17 protein-coding genes are annotated in these 17,538 nt (G+C 63.8%); 4 read left to right on the top strand and 13 right to left on the bottom strand.

Annotation, left to right across the window (positions count from 1 at the left end):
• Window positions 1-146 precede the first annotated feature (146 nt).
• From IEW00_RS02555 to IEW00_RS02525, 7 genes are all read right to left on the bottom strand, one after another.
• Window positions 147-1,355, bottom strand: coding sequence for an acyl-CoA dehydrogenase family protein (locus IEW00_RS02555; RefSeq protein ID WP_188512774.1), 1,209 nt, complete (start codon window positions 1,353-1,355; stop codon window positions 147-149).
• A gap of 3 nt (window positions 1,356-1,358) precedes the next feature.
• On the bottom strand, window positions 1,359-2,108 hold the full coding sequence (locus IEW00_RS02550; protein ID WP_188512773.1) for a ThuA domain-containing protein: 750 nt from the start codon (window positions 2,106-2,108) through the stop codon (window positions 1,359-1,361).
• A gap of 15 nt (window positions 2,109-2,123) precedes the next feature.
• Complete coding sequence (locus IEW00_RS02545) at window positions 2,124-2,894, bottom strand: SDR family NAD(P)-dependent oxidoreductase (protein WP_188512772.1); 771 nt, start codon at window positions 2,892-2,894, stop codon at window positions 2,124-2,126.
• A 3-nt stretch (window positions 2,895-2,897) separates the two neighbouring features.
• Window positions 2,898-4,043 (bottom strand): thiolase family protein, encoded by a 1,146-nt coding sequence (locus IEW00_RS02540; RefSeq protein ID WP_188512771.1) that lies wholly within the window; start codon window positions 4,041-4,043, stop codon window positions 2,898-2,900.
• Between the two features lie 105 nt (window positions 4,044-4,148).
• Entirely contained in the window at window positions 4,149-4,541 is a 393-nt protein-coding gene (locus IEW00_RS02535; protein ID WP_188512770.1) for a Zn-ribbon domain-containing OB-fold protein, read from the bottom strand.
• On the bottom strand, window positions 4,538-5,629 hold the full coding sequence (locus IEW00_RS02530) for an acyl-CoA dehydrogenase family protein (RefSeq protein ID WP_188512769.1): 1,092 nt from the start codon (window positions 5,627-5,629) through the stop codon (window positions 4,538-4,540). The genes IEW00_RS02535 and IEW00_RS02530 overlap by 4 nt, the downstream gene beginning before the upstream one ends.
• Window positions 5,626-6,864: a cytochrome P450 gene (locus IEW00_RS02525; protein WP_188512768.1), complete on the bottom strand. Its 1,239-nt coding sequence runs from the start codon at window positions 6,862-6,864 to the stop codon at window positions 5,626-5,628. The genes IEW00_RS02530 and IEW00_RS02525 overlap by 4 nt, the downstream gene beginning before the upstream one ends.
• A gap of 167 nt (window positions 6,865-7,031) precedes the next feature.
• On the opposite strand from IEW00_RS02525, the gene IEW00_RS02520 reads away from it, so the two are divergent.
• Window positions 7,032-7,286 (top strand): type II toxin-antitoxin system ParD family antitoxin, encoded by a 255-nt coding sequence (locus IEW00_RS02520; RefSeq protein ID WP_188512767.1) that lies wholly within the window; start codon window positions 7,032-7,034, stop codon window positions 7,284-7,286.
• A complete protein-coding gene (locus tag IEW00_RS02515) occupies window positions 7,270-7,587 on the top strand; it encodes a type II toxin-antitoxin system RelE/ParE family toxin (protein WP_188512766.1) in 318 nt (105 codons plus the stop codon). Before IEW00_RS02520 ends, IEW00_RS02515 begins: the two co-directional genes overlap by 17 nt.
• 10 nt (window positions 7,588-7,597) lie before the next feature.
• Here the strand turns inward: IEW00_RS02515 and IEW00_RS02510 are convergent, their stop codons facing one another.
• The 6 genes from IEW00_RS02510 to IEW00_RS02485 all read right to left on the bottom strand — a co-directional run bounded on the left by IEW00_RS02510 (window position 7,598) and on the right by IEW00_RS02485 (window position 13,462).
• On the bottom strand, window positions 7,598-8,320 hold the full coding sequence (locus IEW00_RS02510; RefSeq protein ID WP_188512765.1) for an SDR family NAD(P)-dependent oxidoreductase: 723 nt from the start codon (window positions 8,318-8,320) through the stop codon (window positions 7,598-7,600).
• 79 nt (window positions 8,321-8,399) lie between these two features.
• Window positions 8,400-9,413 carry an NADP-dependent oxidoreductase gene (locus tag IEW00_RS02505; RefSeq protein ID WP_188512764.1) on the bottom strand — a complete coding sequence of 338 codons (1,014 nt, stop codon included), beginning with the start codon at window positions 9,411-9,413 and terminating at the stop codon, window positions 8,400-8,402.
• 36 nt (window positions 9,414-9,449) lie between these two features.
• Window positions 9,450-10,202 (bottom strand): SDR family NAD(P)-dependent oxidoreductase, encoded by a 753-nt coding sequence (locus IEW00_RS02500; RefSeq protein WP_188512763.1) that lies wholly within the window; start codon window positions 10,200-10,202, stop codon window positions 9,450-9,452.
• Window positions 10,199-10,951 carry an SDR family NAD(P)-dependent oxidoreductase gene (locus IEW00_RS02495; protein WP_188512762.1) on the bottom strand — a complete coding sequence of 251 codons (753 nt, stop codon included), beginning with the start codon at window positions 10,949-10,951 and terminating at the stop codon, window positions 10,199-10,201. Before IEW00_RS02495 ends, IEW00_RS02500 begins: the two co-directional genes overlap by 4 nt.
• A gap of 8 nt (window positions 10,952-10,959) precedes the next feature.
• Complete coding sequence (locus IEW00_RS02490; protein WP_188512761.1) at window positions 10,960-11,271, bottom strand: Rieske (2Fe-2S) protein; 312 nt, start codon at window positions 11,269-11,271, stop codon at window positions 10,960-10,962.
• Between the two features lie 70 nt (window positions 11,272-11,341).
• Entirely contained in the window at window positions 11,342-13,462 is a 2,121-nt protein-coding gene (locus tag IEW00_RS02485; protein ID WP_188512760.1) for a molybdopterin-containing oxidoreductase family protein, read from the bottom strand.
• Window positions 13,463-13,677: 215 nt separating this feature from the next.
• On the opposite strand from IEW00_RS02485, the gene IEW00_RS02480 reads away from it, so the two are divergent.
• Window positions 13,678-15,990 carry a TonB-dependent receptor gene (locus IEW00_RS02480; protein ID WP_188512759.1) on the top strand — a complete coding sequence of 771 codons (2,313 nt, stop codon included), beginning with the start codon at window positions 13,678-13,680 and terminating at the stop codon, window positions 15,988-15,990.
• Window positions 15,991-16,075: 85 nt separating this feature from the next.
• On the top strand, window positions 16,076-17,536 hold the full coding sequence (locus tag IEW00_RS02475) for a carotenoid oxygenase family protein (protein ID WP_188512758.1): 1,461 nt from the start codon (window positions 16,076-16,078) through the stop codon (window positions 17,534-17,536).
• The last annotated feature ends 2 nt before the right edge of the window (window positions 17,537-17,538 follow it).

Here is a 17,538-nt window from a genome sequence, read left to right as displayed (position 1 = left end):
AAATTCTCCCCTTCAGGGGAGGTGGCAGTCCGCAGGACTGACGGAGGGGATGCGGGATTATGCGTCGATCGACCCGATGCGCAATACCGCTGCCCCTCCACCACTGCGTGGTCCCCCTCCCCTTTCAGGGGAGGATTTGCTAATTTTCAGAGCCCCAGCACGGTCTTGGCGATGATGTTCTTCTGCACCTCGTCCGATCCGCCAAAGATCGTCCAGGCGCGCGAGTTGAGATAGCGTCCCGCCGCCATCTGCGCGTCGATCGATCCCACCGGTTCGGGTGCCTCATTGCCATAAAGCGGGCGCTCTTCGGGGAGCTGAAGCCCGTTCAGCCCGTGGATTTCCATCGCCAGAGTGTCGAGCTCCTGCCGCAGGTTGGCGGAGAACAATTTGATCAGCGATGTCTGCGGTCCCGGCGGCCTGCCCTTGGCAATTTCGGCAAGGATGCGCAGTTCGCTGATCTCGAAGGCGCGAGCGCGCAACTGCAGCGAGGCAAGCTTGCGCGCGATGCCGGGGTCGTGCGCCAGCGCGCCATTGCTGCCGCTGGGCACCGAACCCGCGGTCACCATCAGCCGCTCGATATCGACCAGTAATTTGGGTGCAAAGCACGATCCGCCGCGTTCGTTTTCGAGCAGGAACTTGGCGATGGTCCAGCCCTGGCCCTCGTCGCCGATGCGGTTTTCGGCTGCGCTCATCGCATCGTCGAAAAACACCTGGTTGACCTCATGGTCGCCCGCCATGGTGATGATCGGGGTGACACTGATTCCCGGCTGGTCCATCGGCACCAGCAGGAAGGTGATTCCGCGCTGCGCCGAGGCGTCCGCATCGGTGCGCACCAGGCAGAAGATCCAGTTGGCGTAATGCGCGTGCGTGGTCCAGATCTTGGAGCCGTTGATGCGGTATTCACCGCCGTGCAGCACCGCCCGGGTCTTGAGGCTGGCAAGGTCGGATCCCGATCCCGGCTCGGAATAGCCCTGGCACCAGTAATCCTCGGCAGTCAAAATGCGCGGCAAAAAGCGCGCCTTCTGTTCGGGCGTGCCGAAGCGGCAGATCACCGGCCCGACCAGCTTGAGTCCCAACACCGGCAACGCGGGCGCGCCGGCATGAGCGCATTCCTTCTCGAAGATGTAGCGCTGCACCGATGTCCAGCCCGTGCCGCCATCCTCGACCGGCCAGTGCGTCGCCAGCCAGCCCTTCTCATGAAGGGTACGCTGCCATTCGAGGCCGATATCGGGCTCGACGAACACGCCCGGGGTTCGCCGTGCGCCATCGATCAGACGATCCGTGAGGTGCGATTTCAGGAAGCTGCGCACCTCGGTCTGGAAGTCCAGTTCATCGGAGGTGAAATCCATGTCCATGTATCAAATCCCGCCATTTCCGGTCGCCCAGATGATGCTGCGGCGCAACAGTTCGTAATAAATCGGGTAATTCCACGCGCATTTTTCGGGATGCGGGTAGAAGTCCTGCATGCCCGGAAGGTCGTAATGCCCCCGGCAATGGCCCAAGGTGTTGTAGAGGATGCCGCCGCCACCGATCGCACGGGTGTAGATCACCGGCACGATCGTTTCGGGCCAGTTTGCATCGACAAAGCCGGTCGCCTCGCCGGCAAACCGGGTCTGCGCCAGCGTTCGGATATCGCTCACCTGTTTCATCAGATACAGTTCGTCGACGACATCGAAATCGGCAATGCCCCGCGTCACATCATGGTCGCCGTCGACCATCTGAACCGTGAACGGCGCGCCGATCGGCGGGTGTGCCTTGAACTGGGTGCCCAGCATCTGCATCACGTCGGGACGCTCTTCGGGGCTGTCGACCCCGGCGTCGGTGAAGCGCAGGATCGAGTTGGTGCCGTGCAGCGCCAGCCAGCGGCCCCCGGCCTCAAGGAAGGATGCGATCGCCTGCGTCTCGGCCGCAGATGGCATCAGGTCGCAGGTATAGGTGACAAGGAAACGGCACGCAGGCAGCCGGTCGCCCACGCCATTATAGTCGTGCGCCACGGTGGTGCGGATATTGTCGTGCTCGGCGAGCAGCTTGAGCACCTCGAGCCGGGCGAAGTCGATATCGTGATATTTGCCCGCCGCGACGAAATGCGCATCGATCCGTTCAGCCATGCCTCAATCTGCCTTTCAGCTACGGAAATGGCCACCGCCATCGACGGTAAAATCGACTCCGGTGGTGAAACTGGCCTGATCGGACAGCAGGAACACGATGGCGTTGACCACTTCTACCGCCTCGCCGACACGGCCCATCGGGTGGTTGGCGGCGAACATCGCCTCGACCTCTTCCACCGTGCCGGGCAGCGCCTCGAGATAGCGTTCGAACATCGGCGTGCGGATGGCGCCGGGGTGCACCGTGTTGGCGCGGATCGGCAGTTTCTTTGCGGCACAATCGAGCGCGATGGTCTTGGTGAGCGCGGTTACTGCTGCCTTCGACGCGCAATAGGCGGCAAATTCCGCGCCGACGCGCAGCGCGAGCATCGATCCGATGTTGACGATCGCGCCGGATTCGCCCGATGCCGCCATCGCAGGGATCGCCGTGCGGCACCCGTTGAACGTGCCACCCAGGTTGATGTCGATCGTGCGGCTCCAGCTGTCCAGATCGACATCGGGCACCGCGCCGGGTTCGGATATGCCAGCGATATTGGCGAGATGGGTGAGCTTGCCGAAGGTGTCCAGCGCGGTCTGCACCGCCGCTTCCCATTGCGCAAGATCGCGCACGTCGAGCGGCACCGCAACCGCATGATCGCCAAGCTCTGCCGCCAGTGCCCTGGCCTTGTCGATCTGGATATCGCCCAGCACCACGCTGCCACCCTCGGCAACGATCCGCCGCCCGGTCGCCGCGCCGATGCCTTCTGCGCCGCCCGAAATCAGCGCCACCTTGCCCTGCATCATTCCCATATCCTATCGCTCCAGTATCGCCACGGCTGACAGGCCAGGCGCGCCATAGACATGGCTGTAGGCGGTCTTGGGATTGCCCGGCACCTGCCGCGCGCCGCCGCGTCCGCGCAGTTGCACGGTGTTTTCATAAACCTGCCGCAGCCCCGATGCGCCGATCGGCTCGCCGCACGCCAGGCAGCCGCCATCGGTGTTGACCGGCAATTGTCCGTTGAGTTCGGTGCGGCGTTCGGCGAACCATTGCTCCTGCTCGCCATCCGCGCAAAAGCCGTTCTCGGCCATGTGCATGATTTCCGCGCCCGATTCGGTGTCCTGCAGCTGTGCGACATCGATGTCCTCGGGACCGATGCCGGCGGCCTCGTAAGCCGCCTTGCTGGCGAGCTCGGTTGGCTTGCCGCCCCGCTCGACGCTGATCGCGGGCGCAAAAACCTCGAACGATCCGGGCGGGCGGGTGCGCACCGCGATGCTGGCGATCCTGACCCCGTCCGCGCCCAGTTCGCGCGCCTTCTTTTCCGAGGCGATGATCAGCGCCACCGCGCCTTCGGCCGGAGAGCAGAACATGTATTTGGTCAGCGGATCGTTGACCATCGGCGCGTTGAGGATGGTATCGAGATCGACCGGCGAGCGCCGCCAGGCGTGATCGCACAAAGTGCCGTTGCGGAACGCCTTTTCGGCGACCATGCCCAGGGTCCGGCGGCGGATGCCGTGGAGCTGCATGTAGCGCTGGATTTTCATCGCGAAGAACTGCGTCGTCAGCATCATCCCGGTTTCGCCATACCATTCGGGCAGGCCCCAGTCGCCGGGCTTGGCATTGAATGCGCCGCGCGGGTGCTTGTCGAACCCGACCGCCAGCGCGATGTCGCATTGCCCTGCGGCGACAGCATTGCGCGCCGAAGACAACGCGCTGCCGCCGGTCGCGCAACCGTTCGAGACGTTGATGAAGGGCAGGCCGGTCAGGCCGAGTTCGTTGACCATGATATCGGCATTGCCCGCGCCTTCGGAGCCGCCATAGGCGCATTCGATGTCGGTCCATTCAAGGCCTGCATCGGCGAGCGCCTGCCGCACCGCGAACACCCCCTGATCGCGGCCCGATCGGTCCTCGGTCCGCCCGAACGGATGGATGCCAGCGCCGATGATCTGGACGTTGGTCATGCGCTTAAGCCTTTCAAACACTGCCACCGTCCGTTTGTCCCGAGCCCCTCGGCTGGCTGGCAAGCCAGCCGAAAGGCTCGGGACAAACGGGCAGGGTGGGGCGAGTCATGGTGCTGGCCTGAAGGCGAATGTGGAGCGCCCCGGTGCGAACTCGGTGAGCACCAGCTCCATGGGCATCCCCAGCTTCAGATCAGCAAGGCTGGCCCCTTCGATCCGCGTTTCGACGATCACCTGGCCGGGAAGCTCGACATAACCGATCAGGAACGGCGTGAAGGCCTCGGGGCCGGCATAAGGCGGCAATTTTGGGCGGAAACCCTGGCTGGTCCACGACCACAATGTGCCGGTGCGCGACAGCGGAAATGCATCGAAATGCTGCGCAGCATCACCCTGCAGCATGGGGAAGACGATCTCACCGGTTAGGCGGTGCTGCCCGCCGATCAGGCGGGGCTCGGCCTCGTCGGTCCACAGCCCTTCGGCCACCGGAATTGCCACGTTCATGCTGCCACCCTCGAAACGTCGCGCGCAAATGTATCGAGCCCGCTCGCCGGATCGCCAAGCCATTGCGACAACAGCAGCACCCGCTTGTGGGCATGGCCGATTTCAAGCTCGTCGGTCGTCCCCATGCCGCCGTGCAGTTGGATCGCCTCGCGCCCGATCTGCAGCGCGCATTCGGCGACAACGGCCTTCATCCCCGCGATCGACGCAGCATCGCCCGCCGTGACCGCCGCGATCAGCGCGCTGCGGCACTGATCGACCAGCGCGTAGCAATCGACCATGCGATGCTGGATCGCCTGGAACCGGCCGATCGGCTGGCCGAACTGTTCGCGCTGGCGGACATAGACGAGCGTATCGTCGAACAGGCGCTGCGCAAGTCCGGTCATCTCGGAGGCGGCGATGAGCCTGCCTGTGGACAGCACCTGCTCGACCGCGCTCCAGTCCAGGTCGAGCTTTGCCTCGGAGGATACTTCGCACCCGCGCAACTGAATTTCGGCCGCGATGTTGCCATCGATGATCCGGTGTCCGCGCCGGAATACGCCCGGCGCATCGGCGGCGACCAGAAACAACGCGGGCTGCGGTCCGTGCATGGCACTCACCAGCAGCCAGTCGGCAGCCATCCCCCCGATCACGAAGGTCTTGTCGCCGCTCAGGCTATAGCCCGAACCGGATGGCTTCACGGTGGTTCCGCGCGGTGTCGCAAGATGCCGTCCCTGCGGCTCGAACAGCGCCAGCGCGGCGATCGCCTCGCCGCCTGCCAACGCGTCGATCACCGCATGACCTTCGGGCAGTCCCGCTCCCGCCAGCGCCACCGGCAGCACTGCATTTTCGAGCCAGCTGTCCGAGGAAATCCGTAGGCCGAAGCTCTCGCCCACCGCGACCAGATCGAGCGTGCTGCTGCCAAGTCCGCCTTTGTCCTCGCCCAGGACCATGGCTGTCAGCCCCAGCTCGGCCATCGCCTGCCAGCGCGCGCGATCGATGCCGCCGGGGTGCGCACGCTGCGCCTTGCGTGCGGCGATGTCGCTGCCGTCCAGAAACCGTTCGACCGACGCACGGAACAGCAACTGGCTTTCATCGTAATCGAAATTCATAACGCATGCTCGAAGCGCACGGGAACCGACGAAGGGCCGCGCAGCATCATGTTGGGATGATAGGCGATCGCTGCCTCGTTGGTCAGCGTGATGGCGCTGATACGCGGCAGCAGTTCCTCGAACGCCACGGTCATTTCCTTGCGGCTCAGCATGTTGCCGACGCACATGTGGATGCCGCGCCCGAAGGCCAGATGCGTGCGGGCATTGGCGCGATCGGCGATGAACCGGTCGGGGTCCTGATAGCGTTCGGGATCGCGGTTGGCGGCGGCATATCGCATCATCACCATCGCGCCCTTGGGCAGCGTGACTCCGCCAAGCTCGGCGTCGGCTTTCATCACCCGCCAGATTCCCGACGAGGCGCTGGCCAGCCGCAGCATTTCCTCGATCATGTTGGGGATGATCTTGGGGTCGGTCCTGGCCTTGGCGAGTTCGCCCGGGTTGCGCGCCAGCAGGATGATCCCTTCGGCCAGCGTGGCAGTGGTGGTCTCGTTGCCTGCGACCAGCAGCTGCTGCACGATCGAGAGCAGCTCGCCGTCATTGAGCGGCCGCTCACCCTCGACCTGCGCGTGAACCAGATCGGACAGCAGGTCGTCGGTGGGGTTGGCGCGGCGCAGATCCATCTGTGCCTTGATCGCGTGCTGGAACTCGACGACCTCGCGCGCGCACTGCAGTTCCCGTTCAAGCGGCACCATGCCGCCGAGACGATCGACAAACGCGTCGGTCCAGCGTTTGATCGTGCCGGGGTCTTCATGCGTCAGCCCCAGTTGCTCGGAGATCATCCGGATCGGCAGCGGCATCGCGAAATCGCGGACGAAATCGACGTCATCCTTGGCAAGCATATCATCGATCAGGTCGCGCGCGATCTCGCGGATATGCGCTTCCAGCTTGTTCACTCGGGGAGCCGAGAACGCCAGATTCACGAGCTTGCGGAACCGGGTGTGCACCGGCGGATCGGCGGTTAGCAGCGTATCAACCTGCGGCCATCCCCCCTCCAGGATCGCCTTGACCTCGGGATCCTCGGACCGCGCGCCTGACAGCACCGCCTGGAAATTGTTCGAAAACTCGTCCGTACGCGCGGTCGCCTCGCTGACGAGCTTGTGGCTGAGCACGAGGTACAGCCCGCTTGCCGTGTCGTGATAGACCGGCTGGGTGGGGATGTGCTCCTGATAGAAGGCAAAGGGGTTCGACAGCACATCGGGATGGAAAAAGCTCTTCTGCTCTGCCGCCACCGTCACTGCCTGCTCCCATTGTTTTGGTCTGTCATGCCCCTGTCATAGCCCGCACCGGAGGCGAGCGGCGATAGTCGAAAATGCTAGGTTGCGGCGATTTCGTGCGATAACGAAAATTGCGCTGTTTGTGTTATTGGTCTATCAAGAGGGAGTTTGCGAAAAGGAGTAAACCGATGAACGTATCCATTGGCGAACGCTGGGAAGGCTATGTCGAGGCGCTGCTGAAGACCGGGCGCTATGGCTCTGCGAGCGAGATCGTCCGCGAGGGGCTGCGGTTGGTCGAGGAGCGCGAGGCCAAGCTGGCAGCGCTGCGCGAGACCATCGAGGCGGCGATTGCGGAGGGTGGCGAGCACACAATTGAAGAGGTCGATGCATATCTCGACAAGGTGCTGGATGATATGGAGAAAAGCGGTGAGCTGGCTGCATGACGCGGTTGATCATCACCACAGCTGCACGCAGGCAGCTGGCGGAGATAACGACCTATATCGCGCGAGAGAGCGGCAACCGGGAACAGCTCTCGTGTTTCGCAAACGCCTGTTGGATAAATGCGCGAAGCTCGCCCGCCTGTCGGCAACCCTTGGAACGCAGAGGTCCGAACTTGCAACAGGGTTACGCAGCACTTCAGTGGGCAATTATCTGATCTTTTTCCGATATGACGAATCACGTGTCACGGTGGTGGCTGTCCTCCACGCCAGCCGCGACATGACCGCTCACTTCGACAACGGTTGATCCATCCCGCTCAACTGTGCGTCATCACCCCGCCATCGGCGATGATGCCCTGGCCGGTAATGAAGCGCGCGTCGTCGCTTGCCAGAAACGCGATGACATCGGCGATGTCTTCGGGCTGGCCCAGCCGCTTGAGCGCTGATTTGTCGCGATAATATTCCGCTGCCGCCTCGTTCTCGAGCATTCCGCGGGTCATTCCGGTCACGATGCAGCCGGGCTGGACGCAATTGACCGTGACCCCGTACGGACCAAGCTCCATCGCCAGCGAGCGGGTGAACCCCAGGATCGCATGCTTTGACGCGGCATAGGCGCCGAGCCCCGCATCACCATAGCGCGACAGGATCGATCCGGTGTTGATCACCCGCCCCGCCTTGGATGCGCGCAGAAGTGCAAGGCACGCCTTGGACAGCCGCGCCGGCGCGAGCAGATTGACGTCGAGCCCGAACTGCCACTGGTCGTCGGTCAACTCTTCGAGCGTCCCCACAGGGCATACGCCTGCGTTGTTGATCAGGATATCGAGCCCGCCGAGCTGGCTTTCGGCGGCAGCGGCCAAAGTCGTGATCGCTTGGGGATCGGCCAGGTTGGCGACATGATTGAATGTTCCGGCCAGCCCCTCGCTGCTGATGTCGCACGCCAGCACCGTCGCGCCATCGGCCAGCAGCCGCCTGACCGTCGCCGCGCCGATTCCCGATGCGGCTCCGGTGACCAGCGCCTTGCGCCCGTTCAGTCTGCTCATGCGTGTTCCTTCGTGGATTGGGGGCGGGCTTTCTTCGCAACATCCTGGTCGCGTGTCCGGTATAGCAGGTCGCGCATGCTCACGCGATCTTGAGGATCATCTTGCCCTGGTTAGATCCCTCGAACAGCCGCAGGAACGCGGGTAGCGCGTTTTCCAGCCCCTCGTCGATATGCTCGTCAACCACCAGCTGCCCCGATGCTGCCCACTCGCCCATCTTTGCGCCGCCTTCGGCGAAGCGCCCGACATAATCTGCGACCAGCAGCCCGCGGATCGAGGCGCGGTGGACGATCAGCTGCCAGATGTTGCGCGCGCCCACCGGCTGCGGCGCGTTGTATTCGCTGATCAGTCCGCAAAGCCCGATCCGCGCGCCATGGCGCAGGTTCATCAGGCCGGCATCGAGGATGTCGCCACCGACATTCTCGAAGATCACATCGACGCCATCGGGGGCCACTGCCTTGATCGCGGCATCGAGCGCGGCGGCGTCCTTGCCGCGATAGTCGATGGCGTGATCGAAGCCGTAGCGCTCCTTCAGCCGCGCGCATTTCTCGGCGCCGCCTGCGATGCCAATAGTCGTGCAGCCCATGATCTTGGCAATCTGCCCGACCAAAGATCCGACCGCGCCTGCCGCGCCCGTCACCAGCACGACATCCCCGACATTTGGCTCGCACACATCGATGAAGCCGAAATAGGCCGTCATCCCGACCGCGCCGAACAGCGAGAGGTAATTGGTCACCGATGGCACCGCGTGCGGATCGATCGGCTGTGTGAAGCCGCCCAATGTGCCGACCGAATAATCCTCGATTCCGTTCAGCCCCAGCACCCATTGGCCCTTGGCAAAGCCCTCGGCCTTGCTCTCCTCGACGACGCCGATGGTGCTGGCACGCACAGGGGCACCCAGCGGGATCGGCGGCATGTAGCTTTCCGCATCGGACATCCACCCACGCATCGCCGGATCGAGCGAGGCATATTGGTTGCGGATCAGGAACTGGCCTTCTTCCAGCGTGGGCATTGCCGAGGTTTCCAGCGCAAAATCGTCTGCGACCGGAGCGCCCTCGGGGCGACGCTTGAGGATGAACTGGCGGTTGCTGGTCATTGCCTGGAAACTCTCCGAAAGAAGGAAATGTGAAGTTCAGTCAGCGCCGCGCCCGCCATCGACCAGCATCGCGGTGCCGGTGACCATGCGCGAGGCGGGGCAGGCGAGGAACGTGGCGGCGCTGGCGATATCCTCCGCGGTGCCCACCCGCTGCAGCGCGTTTCCGTCCATCACGAACGCCTTGACCGCGTCGTTGTCGCCATAAGCGCCGGTGATCATCTCGGTGTAGATCACGCCTGGGTTCAGCGAATTGACTCGGACCTTGGGGTCCATCTGCGCGCCTTCGAGCGCGGCCACCCGGCTGAAATGTGTCACCGCAGCCTTGGCCGCGCAATAGGCGGCGCAGTCATCAAGCCCGATCAGCCCGGCGAGCGAGGAGATGTTGACGATCGACCCTGCGCTTTTGGTGTCGCGCATCATCCGCAGGCCATATTTCGTGCCCAGCACCACGCTTTCGACGTCGGCGGTCCAAAGATGGCGGAAGTCCTCGAGCGTGGTATCGGGCAGCGGCTTGGAGAAGAACGACCCTGCCGAGTTGATCAGCGCATCGACGGATGCGTGCGCAGCGGTGACGACATCGGCGAATGCGGCCCAGTCGCTTTCGGACGTGACATCGAAGCTGTGGAACTCGGCCGTTCCCCCGGCCGCCTGAACCTGGCGCACGGTCTCGGCGCCGCGCTCATGGCTGCGCCCGGTGGCGATGATGTGGAAGCCGGCCCGGGCGAGGCGCAAGGCGGTAGCGCGGCCGATGCCTGAGGTCGATCCGGTGACGATGGCTGCGCGGGTCACGTCAAACTCCATCCGCCGTCGACCACCATTTGCGCCGCAGTCATGAACGAGGATTCCTCGCTGATCAGGAACAGGATGCTCTCGGCGATGTCTTCTGGCTCCTGCGGCACGCCCAGCGGAACATCGGTCCAGTGCGCGGGGTCGTCCATTGCGCCTGCCGGCATTGCGCCTTCAAGCAGGGGCGTGCGGGTGGGGCCAGGACAGACCGCGTTGACCCGGATCATGTCGCCCTTGCGGCCAAGCTCTACCCCGACCGCGCGCGCCATGTTGGCCATTGCCGCCTTGGCGACCGCATAGGCCGAAATCGCGGGCGCAGCGCAATTGGCCATCACCGATGCGGTGAAGATGATGCTGCCGGTGGCGGGCTTGTCCGCTGCCTGGGCCCGCATCTGTGCCACGGCCTGTTGCAGGCCGATGAAGCTGCCCTCGACATGCACCTGATTGAGCTTGCGGAACCGCGCCATGTCGAGATCGATGATCGGCTCGTAGTTGACGATCCCTGCGTTCGACACGAGCGCGTCGAGCCGCCCGTAATGGTGTACCGCAGCGGTGATGGCATTGTCCCAATCATCCTCGCTGGTCACATCGTGCTTCAGTCCGATGCAATGGCAATCGGCGGCGACACCCTGGATGCGCTCGCCGTCCAGATCGGTCGCGATGACCTTCGCGCCGCGCTGCGCTGCCAGCCTCGCCGTCGCAGCGCCGATGCCCGATGCCGCGCCGGTGATCAGCACTACTTTGTCCGTCACATCAAACATCATGCGTCCAGATCCAGTTCGATCATGCCGTTATTCTCCCGCACCAGCCATGTCTTGATACCGCAATGGGCCGGCGGTCCCTTGGCTGCGCCATTGGTGATGTCGAATCGCGCGCCGTGATGCGGGCAGATGATATGCCCCCGCCGCAACCGCGCCCCGGCCAGCGGCAACAGCGCATGGCTGCACAATCCGTCCACCGCGTGCAGTGTGCCATCACCATCGCGCGCGACCAGAAATGCTGCGCCCTCATGCTGCACAAAACGGGTGGTACCCGGTGCAACATCGCAAGGGGTGATCGGGGTGAATGCCATCACCTCCGTGATGGCCGACAAAGCGGGCGACCGCAATCCCGAGCCGACCGGAAGGCGGATTGGCGCTGTATCAAACACGCTGCACCTTGACCGGGATTGCGCTTTGCAGCGCCTGGCCGGTGATCGGATCATAGCCGCTGGTTTCGCAGACTAGCCGGTTGGTCGATCCACCGCGCATCGGCACTTCATCCGGCCCGACATCGGGGTCGCCATAGCCATGCGCCATCGAGATGACCCCACGGCGCAATGCATCCGAAGCCTTGGCGAGCGCGTGCACCTCGCCATGCGGGGAGGCGATGCGGATCATCTCACCATCGGTCACGCCAAGGCCTGCAAGATCGTCGGGATGGATATGCGCCGGATTGGTGGTGCGCTTGGCCGCAAGCGCGGACAGATGCCCGCCGGTCGAGTTGAACCGGTGACGGCTGCGGCGCGAGATCAGCCGGAATGGATAACCGTGTGCCGCCGGATCATCGCGGCCGTACGCCATCAGTTGCGCGGGCATCGCCCCGCCCGCCAGATCGAACCGCGCATTGTGCCCGGGCTCGGCTGGTTCGACGATTGGGTGCTTGTCATCATAGATCACCGCGCGGCCGTCGACGCTGTCGGCGCGGACCTGGCTGGGAGCAACCACGCAGCCTGCCACCGCCATATCGAGGAAGCTTTGCTTGTCGGGGCACACATCCATCGGGCAGAGGCCACCCGCCAGCGGCAATCCGGTGCCAAGCCTCTTGGCGAGCTCCCAGAGCATCTCGTATTCGTCGAGCAGGTCGCCCGGGCGCGCGATCAGCGCTTCGGTGTAGCGCGCGTATGGAATTTCATACCACCATTCGGACAGCGACGAGATGTCGTCGCGCTCAAGGCACATCAGCGGCGCAAGAATATAGTCCGAGCGCCGCGCGGAGACACCCTGGCTACGGATATCGACGCTGACGAACAGATCGAGCGATTGAACCGCGCGCGCCATCTTGTCCTGATCGGGAAAGGCCAGCATCGGGTTGCCGCCGATCGAGACCAGCGCCCTGATCTGACCCTCGCCTGGCGTGAGGATCTCGTCGGCCAGCACGTTGCACGGCATCTCGTTCATCAGATGGGTCAGCCCGCGAAAACGCGAGGCGGCAAAGCCCTCGCCCCATAATTTCATCGGCGCAGCGACCTGCGCTCGGCGAGGGGTGACCGGCGTGAAGATGCGCGGGATCGAGCTCTTCTCGCCCTCTCTGCAGAATCGTCCGCACAGGATATTCAGGCTGCTCACCAGATACTGGGTCAGCGTACCGTTGCCCGCCATCTCGGGCCCGGTGCCGGTGCTGGCCGAGCCCTTGGTGCCGCCGGCGAACATGCGTGCGGCGGCGACCAGATCGGCTTGGCTGACGCCGGCGCGCGCAGCAGCGATAGCGGGCGGGAAGCCCGAGACCGCCTCTTTGAGTTCGGCGAGACCATCGACATGGGCCTGTACGAACGCCTCATCGCACAGCCGCTCGTCCAGGATCACGTGGATCATCCCGGCGAGCAGCGCCGGGTCTTCGCCTGGTTTTACGGCCAAGTGGATGTGCGCCAGCGCTGCGACATCACTTGTCCGCGGGTCGGCGACGATCAGCTTCAAACCGCCCTCGATCGCATCGCGCAGGCGGCGCGAGGGCGAGAACGGCGGCAGACCTCCGGGTGGGCCATAATGCGACACGATCGGGTTGTTGCCGATGAACAGCGCGACATCCGCCTCGCCGAACACATGTCCGCCGCCCTGCCACTGGCCATACTGGAACGCGGTGTAGACCTTGGCGGGCTGGTCCAATGTCACGCTGGTGTAGAAATGCCGGGTACCCAGGCCTTGCGCAAATGCCATGGCAGACGCGACCCCGGCGGAGTTCTGGAACGCATAGGTGCCCGCATAGATCGCGACGCTGTCCGGCCCGTGCTCGTCGATCAGCGCTTTCAGCCTTGCAGCGATCTCGTCCAGCGCCGCTTCGCTGGCGATCGGCACGAAGCCGTCTGCGGTTTTCTTCTGCGAGGCCATCAGCCGCTCGGGATGATGGTGTGCCTCGGGCAGTTGCCGCCCCTTGATGCAGGTATAGCCGCCGAACACCGGGTCTTCGGGATCACCCGACACGCGGACGACATGATCCCCTTCGGTCTCGACCAGGATCGCGCAATTGGCGTGGCAGAAACGGCAGAAGCTGCGCTGGACCGGCATTGCTGGAATCTCCCCTGGGCGAATGCCCGATCGGCACGCCAAAACAGGCCTCGACGCGGGCCGGATGCATGCTCTCATGTCCCTTACCCTAACCGATGCCGTAAGGGCCGCGACTGTCATTTTTGACACTTGAGGCAAACCGGTCCGCCGGTCATTTTCGCCGCACATGAGAAAAATGGTGCGGAAAACAACCGCAGCAAAAGGGGAGGCTATTGATGAAGGTATCAACCTATCTATCGGTTTCGGCACTCGCGCTGGGCCTTGCGACTGTAGCAGCCCCCTCGGCTGCCTTGGCGCAGGATCAGATTGCCCCTGAAGGTGCGGAAATCGCACAGGAAACCGGGCTGCGCACCATCGTCGTCACCGCGCAGCGCCGCGAGGAATCGCTGCAGTCGGTTCCCGTCGCGGTTTCCGCGATCGATGCCCAGGCGCTGGCCACCGGCGCGGTCGACGACCTGCGTGATTTTGCCGGGCGCGTCCCCGGACTGGTTGTCGATCCGGTCAATGCCGGGCCTTCGGCTGCCGCCATCGCCATTCGCGGCATCAGCTTCGAGGATATCGAAAAGAGCTTCGACCCCGCAGTGGGCGTCGTGGTCGACGATGTATTCATCGGCACCAACACCGGGCAATTGCTCGATGCGTTCGATCTGGAATCGATAGAGATCCTGCGCGGGCCGCAGGGCACGCTGTTCGGTCGCAACACGATTGGCGGTGTGATCAACGTGCGGCGCAGCAAGCCCACCGGCGAATGGGGCGTGCGCGCATCGCTGGGCTATTCCGAATACAACACCGTGCGTGGCCGCCTGGTCGTCAACACCCCGATGATTGGCGACTTTCTCGCGCTCAAGGGCTTCTTCTTTTACGACGATACTGACGGCTATCTGCGCAATGTCACACAGGGCAACCGCCGCACCAACAGATATGAGGTGTGGACTGCGGGCGTCACCGCACTGATCACGCCGACCGACAACATCGAGGCGGTGGTCACCTATGAGCACATGGAAGAAGACGGCGAGGTTGCGACCGCCAGCGTCTCCAACGATCTCGACCTGATCTGCCTGCAGGTGCCTGTGCCGGGTGTCGGCACGGTCCGCGCTTTCGGAATCCCCGATAACCAGTGCAACCGCACGCCCACCAACAGCCGTCTGCTGTATACGTCGTTCGGTAACATCCAGACCCCGGTGACCAACAAGACCGACGCGATCAGCGGTACGATCACCGTCGACCTGGGCGACTTCACGCTGACCTCGGTCACCGGCTGGCGCAAGAACAACGAAAGCGTGCGGCAGGACTTCGACTCATCGTCGATCGACTTCTTCGACACGCTGCGCATCCAGAGCTACGAGCAGTTCAGCCAGGAAATCCGGTTTGCAGGCGATGTTACCGACTGGATGGATATTGTGCTGGGGGGCTATTATTTCGATAGCAGCTACACGTTGCAGCAGACCTCGTTTTTCGGCTTTTTGGGCCCTGGCGCCAGCGCGTTCCAGCTCTCGATCGGCGATTCCAAATCCTATGCGGGCTTCGCCGATGCGCGCTTCAAGCTATCGGACCAGCTGACCTTCGGCGTCGGGGGACGTTACACCCGCGACGAAAAGGCGCTGGTCACCAACTTCGCGCTCAGCGCCGACGGTTCGTGTCCGATTGGCTTTGCCGGGATTACCGCCGCAACGTGCCAGGGAGCCGAAAACTTCGGCGAGTTCACCTATCGCGCCAGCCTCGATTACCAGTTCGATGGCGGGCAATTGGTTTATGCATCCTATTCGCGCGGTTTCCGCTCGGGCGGCTTCAACGGCCGCGCGGCAACGCCGACTGCAATCGGGCCGTATCAGCCGGAGATCGTCGACGCCTATGAAATCGGCCTCAAGGCGGACTGGCTCGACCGGCGGCTGCGCACCAACATCGCGATCTTCCAGACCGATTATTCGGACAAGCAGGAGGAGTTGGTGCGGCCCACCGTTCCGCCGTTCAGCGCGATCCAAGCACAGGAAACCATCGTGGAAAACGCCGCGTCCGCGCGGATCAAGGGGATCGAGCTGGAAATCGTCGCGCTTCCGGCAGACGATCTCTCGTTCAACTTCTCGGCCACCTATCTGGATGCCAACTACCAGAACTTCGTGCGCGGGGGTATCGATGTGTCCGATCTCGATCTGCGCCGCGCACCCAAATACGCCTGGTCGGCGGGCTTTGATTACAACCGGCCGGTGGGCGATGGCGAGTTCCGCTGGAGCACCATCTTCCGCTATGTCGACAGGTACACGACGTGCATCGTGGCCGACGCCGCGCTGCAGGCGCAGGGCATCGTCACCAATGATCGGCGCTGCGAGTCGTCCGAGCGTGAAATCCTGGATTCGACACTGTCGTACAAGCATGCGTTCGGCGGCGCGAATGTAACCTTCAGCGTGTTCGGTCGCAATCTTCTCGACAACCGGGGCCTGTCGAGCACGCTGCCCGTCGCGGGCCTGTTCGCGTTTGCCGGCGTGCGTCCTCCCCGCCAGCTGGGCGCAGAAGTGATGCTCGAGTTCTGATACACCGCACAAGGCCCGCCGCGCGATCTGTCCGGCGCGGTGGGCCCGACCTGCTCCACCAAGATGGGATCGCAACCGCGTCGATATGGCCAAGCCCTTTCCGCCCCACCCGTATCTCCATGGCCACCACGCGCCCAACCGCTTCGAGGCCGACGCGCCCGATCTGGTGATCGAGGGCGAAATCCCAACAGACCTGGCCGGCGTGTTCTACCGCAACGGGCCGGAACCGCTGCACCCAACGCGCGGCGACGAGTATCACTGGTTCGATGGCGACGGCATGGTCTATGGCTTCTTCATCGAAGAGGGCCGCGTCTCGATGCGCAACCGCTGGGTGCGGACCGAGAAGTTCGAGCTCGAGAAGGCCGCAGGCGAGCGCCTGTTCGGGGTGTTCGGCAATCCGATGACCGCCGATCCTTCGGTGCAGGGCAAACGCTACAACACCGCCAACACCAATATCATCCTCCATGGCGGCAAATTGCTCGCTTTGATGGAAGGCGCGCCGCCGGTGGTGCTCGATCCGCGCGATCTGTCGACCATCGGCGAGGATCATTACGGCGGCACGATCTCCACCACCTTCTCGGCGCACCCCAAGATCGATTATGCCACCGGCGAAATGATCAACATCGGCGCTATGATCAACGGGCCGATGGGCGCGGCGGAGATCCGCTACGATATCATCGATTCCACCGGCGCGCTGACCCGAAGCCAGATTATCCCGGTGCCGCATATGAGCCTTATGCACACCTTCTTCGTCACGCAGAACTGGGTGGTGTTCCCGGTGTTGCCGATCGATACGGACCTCGGCCGGTTCATGCGCGGCGGGCCGATGACCGCCTGGGTCCATGACCGCCCCTCCAAGCTCGCGGTGATGCCGCGCAACGGCAGCGCCGATGAGGTGCGCTGGTTCGAATACGAGCCGCGCCATATGTTCCATGAGCTGAACGTCTGGGAAGAGGGCGGCAAGATCATCGCGGATGTCGCCGCCGCAAACGGCACTGCGTTGTTCCCCGACGAGACCGGGGTGCGCGCGACGCATTCGGGCACCCGCCAGAGCCTGCGCCGGTGGACGATCGATCTTGCCGCCAACACCGATGTGATCCGCGAGGAAGTGCTCAACGAGCGCGATCTGCAGTTCCCGCGCCCCGATGATCGGCTGATGACCCGCAAGACGCGGCACAGCTTTGCCAACATCAACCTCGAGTCGCGCGATGCCCGGGTCGAGGGTTTGGATGCCGCGCTGCGTTTCGATACCGTCACCGGTGCGGAGGACATCTATCATTTCGGTAAGGGCTCAGCCGCGGGCGAGCTGGTGTTCGCGCCGCGTCTGGGGGCAAAAACCGGCTCGGAAGGCGAGGCGGATGGCTATGCGATGACGCTCGTCCACCGCGCCAACGCTCCGGGCAGCGAGCTTGCGATCTTCAACGCGCTCGATATCGCCGCAGGGCCCATCGCCCGCGTGCATATCCCGTTTCGCGTGCCCAGCGGCTTCCACTGCAACTTCTATCCCGCAGACGGCGATCTGTACGCCCGCGCGCTGGCGCACTGAGC

Origin of the sequence: Blastomonas aquatica (assembly GCF_014639875.1) — a bacterium.
Classification (GTDB): Bacteria; Pseudomonadota; Alphaproteobacteria; order Sphingomonadales; family Sphingomonadaceae; genus Blastomonas; species Blastomonas aquatica.
The sequence above is the reverse complement of the archived record's forward strand: the minus strand, read 5'-3'. Positions and strand labels throughout refer to the sequence as shown.

Bases quoted from the DNA above. Each gene is read 5' to 3' on its own strand.
- IEW00_RS02555 (WP_188512774.1), bottom strand. From the start codon at position 1,355: ATGGACATGGATTTCACCTCCGATGAACTGGACTTCCAGACCGAGGTG.
- IEW00_RS02550 (WP_188512773.1), bottom strand. From the start codon at position 2,108: ATGGCTGAACGGATCGATGCGCATTTCGTCGCGGCGGGCAAATATCAC.
- IEW00_RS02545 (WP_188512772.1), bottom strand. From the start codon at position 2,894: ATGGGAATGATGCAGGGCAAGGTGGCGCTGATTTCGGGCGGCGCAGAA.
- IEW00_RS02540 (WP_188512771.1), bottom strand. From the start codon at position 4,043: ATGACCAACGTCCAGATCATCGGCGCTGGCATCCATCCGTTCGGGCGG.
- IEW00_RS02535 (WP_188512770.1), bottom strand. From the start codon at position 4,541: ATGAACGTGGCAATTCCGGTGGCCGAAGGGCTGTGGACCGACGAGGCC.
- IEW00_RS02530 (WP_188512769.1), bottom strand. From the start codon at position 5,629: ATGAATTTCGATTACGATGAAAGCCAGTTGCTGTTCCGTGCGTCGGTC.
- IEW00_RS02520 (WP_188512767.1), top strand. From the start codon at position 7,032: ATGAACGTATCCATTGGCGAACGCTGGGAAGGCTATGTCGAGGCGCTG.
- IEW00_RS02510 (WP_188512765.1), bottom strand. From the start codon at position 8,320: ATGAGCAGACTGAACGGGCGCAAGGCGCTGGTCACCGGAGCCGCATCG.
- IEW00_RS02505 (WP_188512764.1), bottom strand. From the start codon at position 9,413: ATGACCAGCAACCGCCAGTTCATCCTCAAGCGTCGCCCCGAGGGCGCT.
- IEW00_RS02490 (WP_188512761.1), bottom strand. From the start codon at position 11,271: ATGGCATTCACCCCGATCACCCCTTGCGATGTTGCACCGGGTACCACC.
- IEW00_RS02485 (WP_188512760.1), bottom strand. From the start codon at position 13,462: ATGCCGGTCCAGCGCAGCTTCTGCCGTTTCTGCCACGCCAATTGCGCG.
- IEW00_RS02480 (WP_188512759.1), top strand. From the start codon at position 13,678: ATGAAGGTATCAACCTATCTATCGGTTTCGGCACTCGCGCTGGGCCTT.
- IEW00_RS02475 (WP_188512758.1), top strand. From the start codon at position 16,076: ATGGCCAAGCCCTTTCCGCCCCACCCGTATCTCCATGGCCACCACGCG.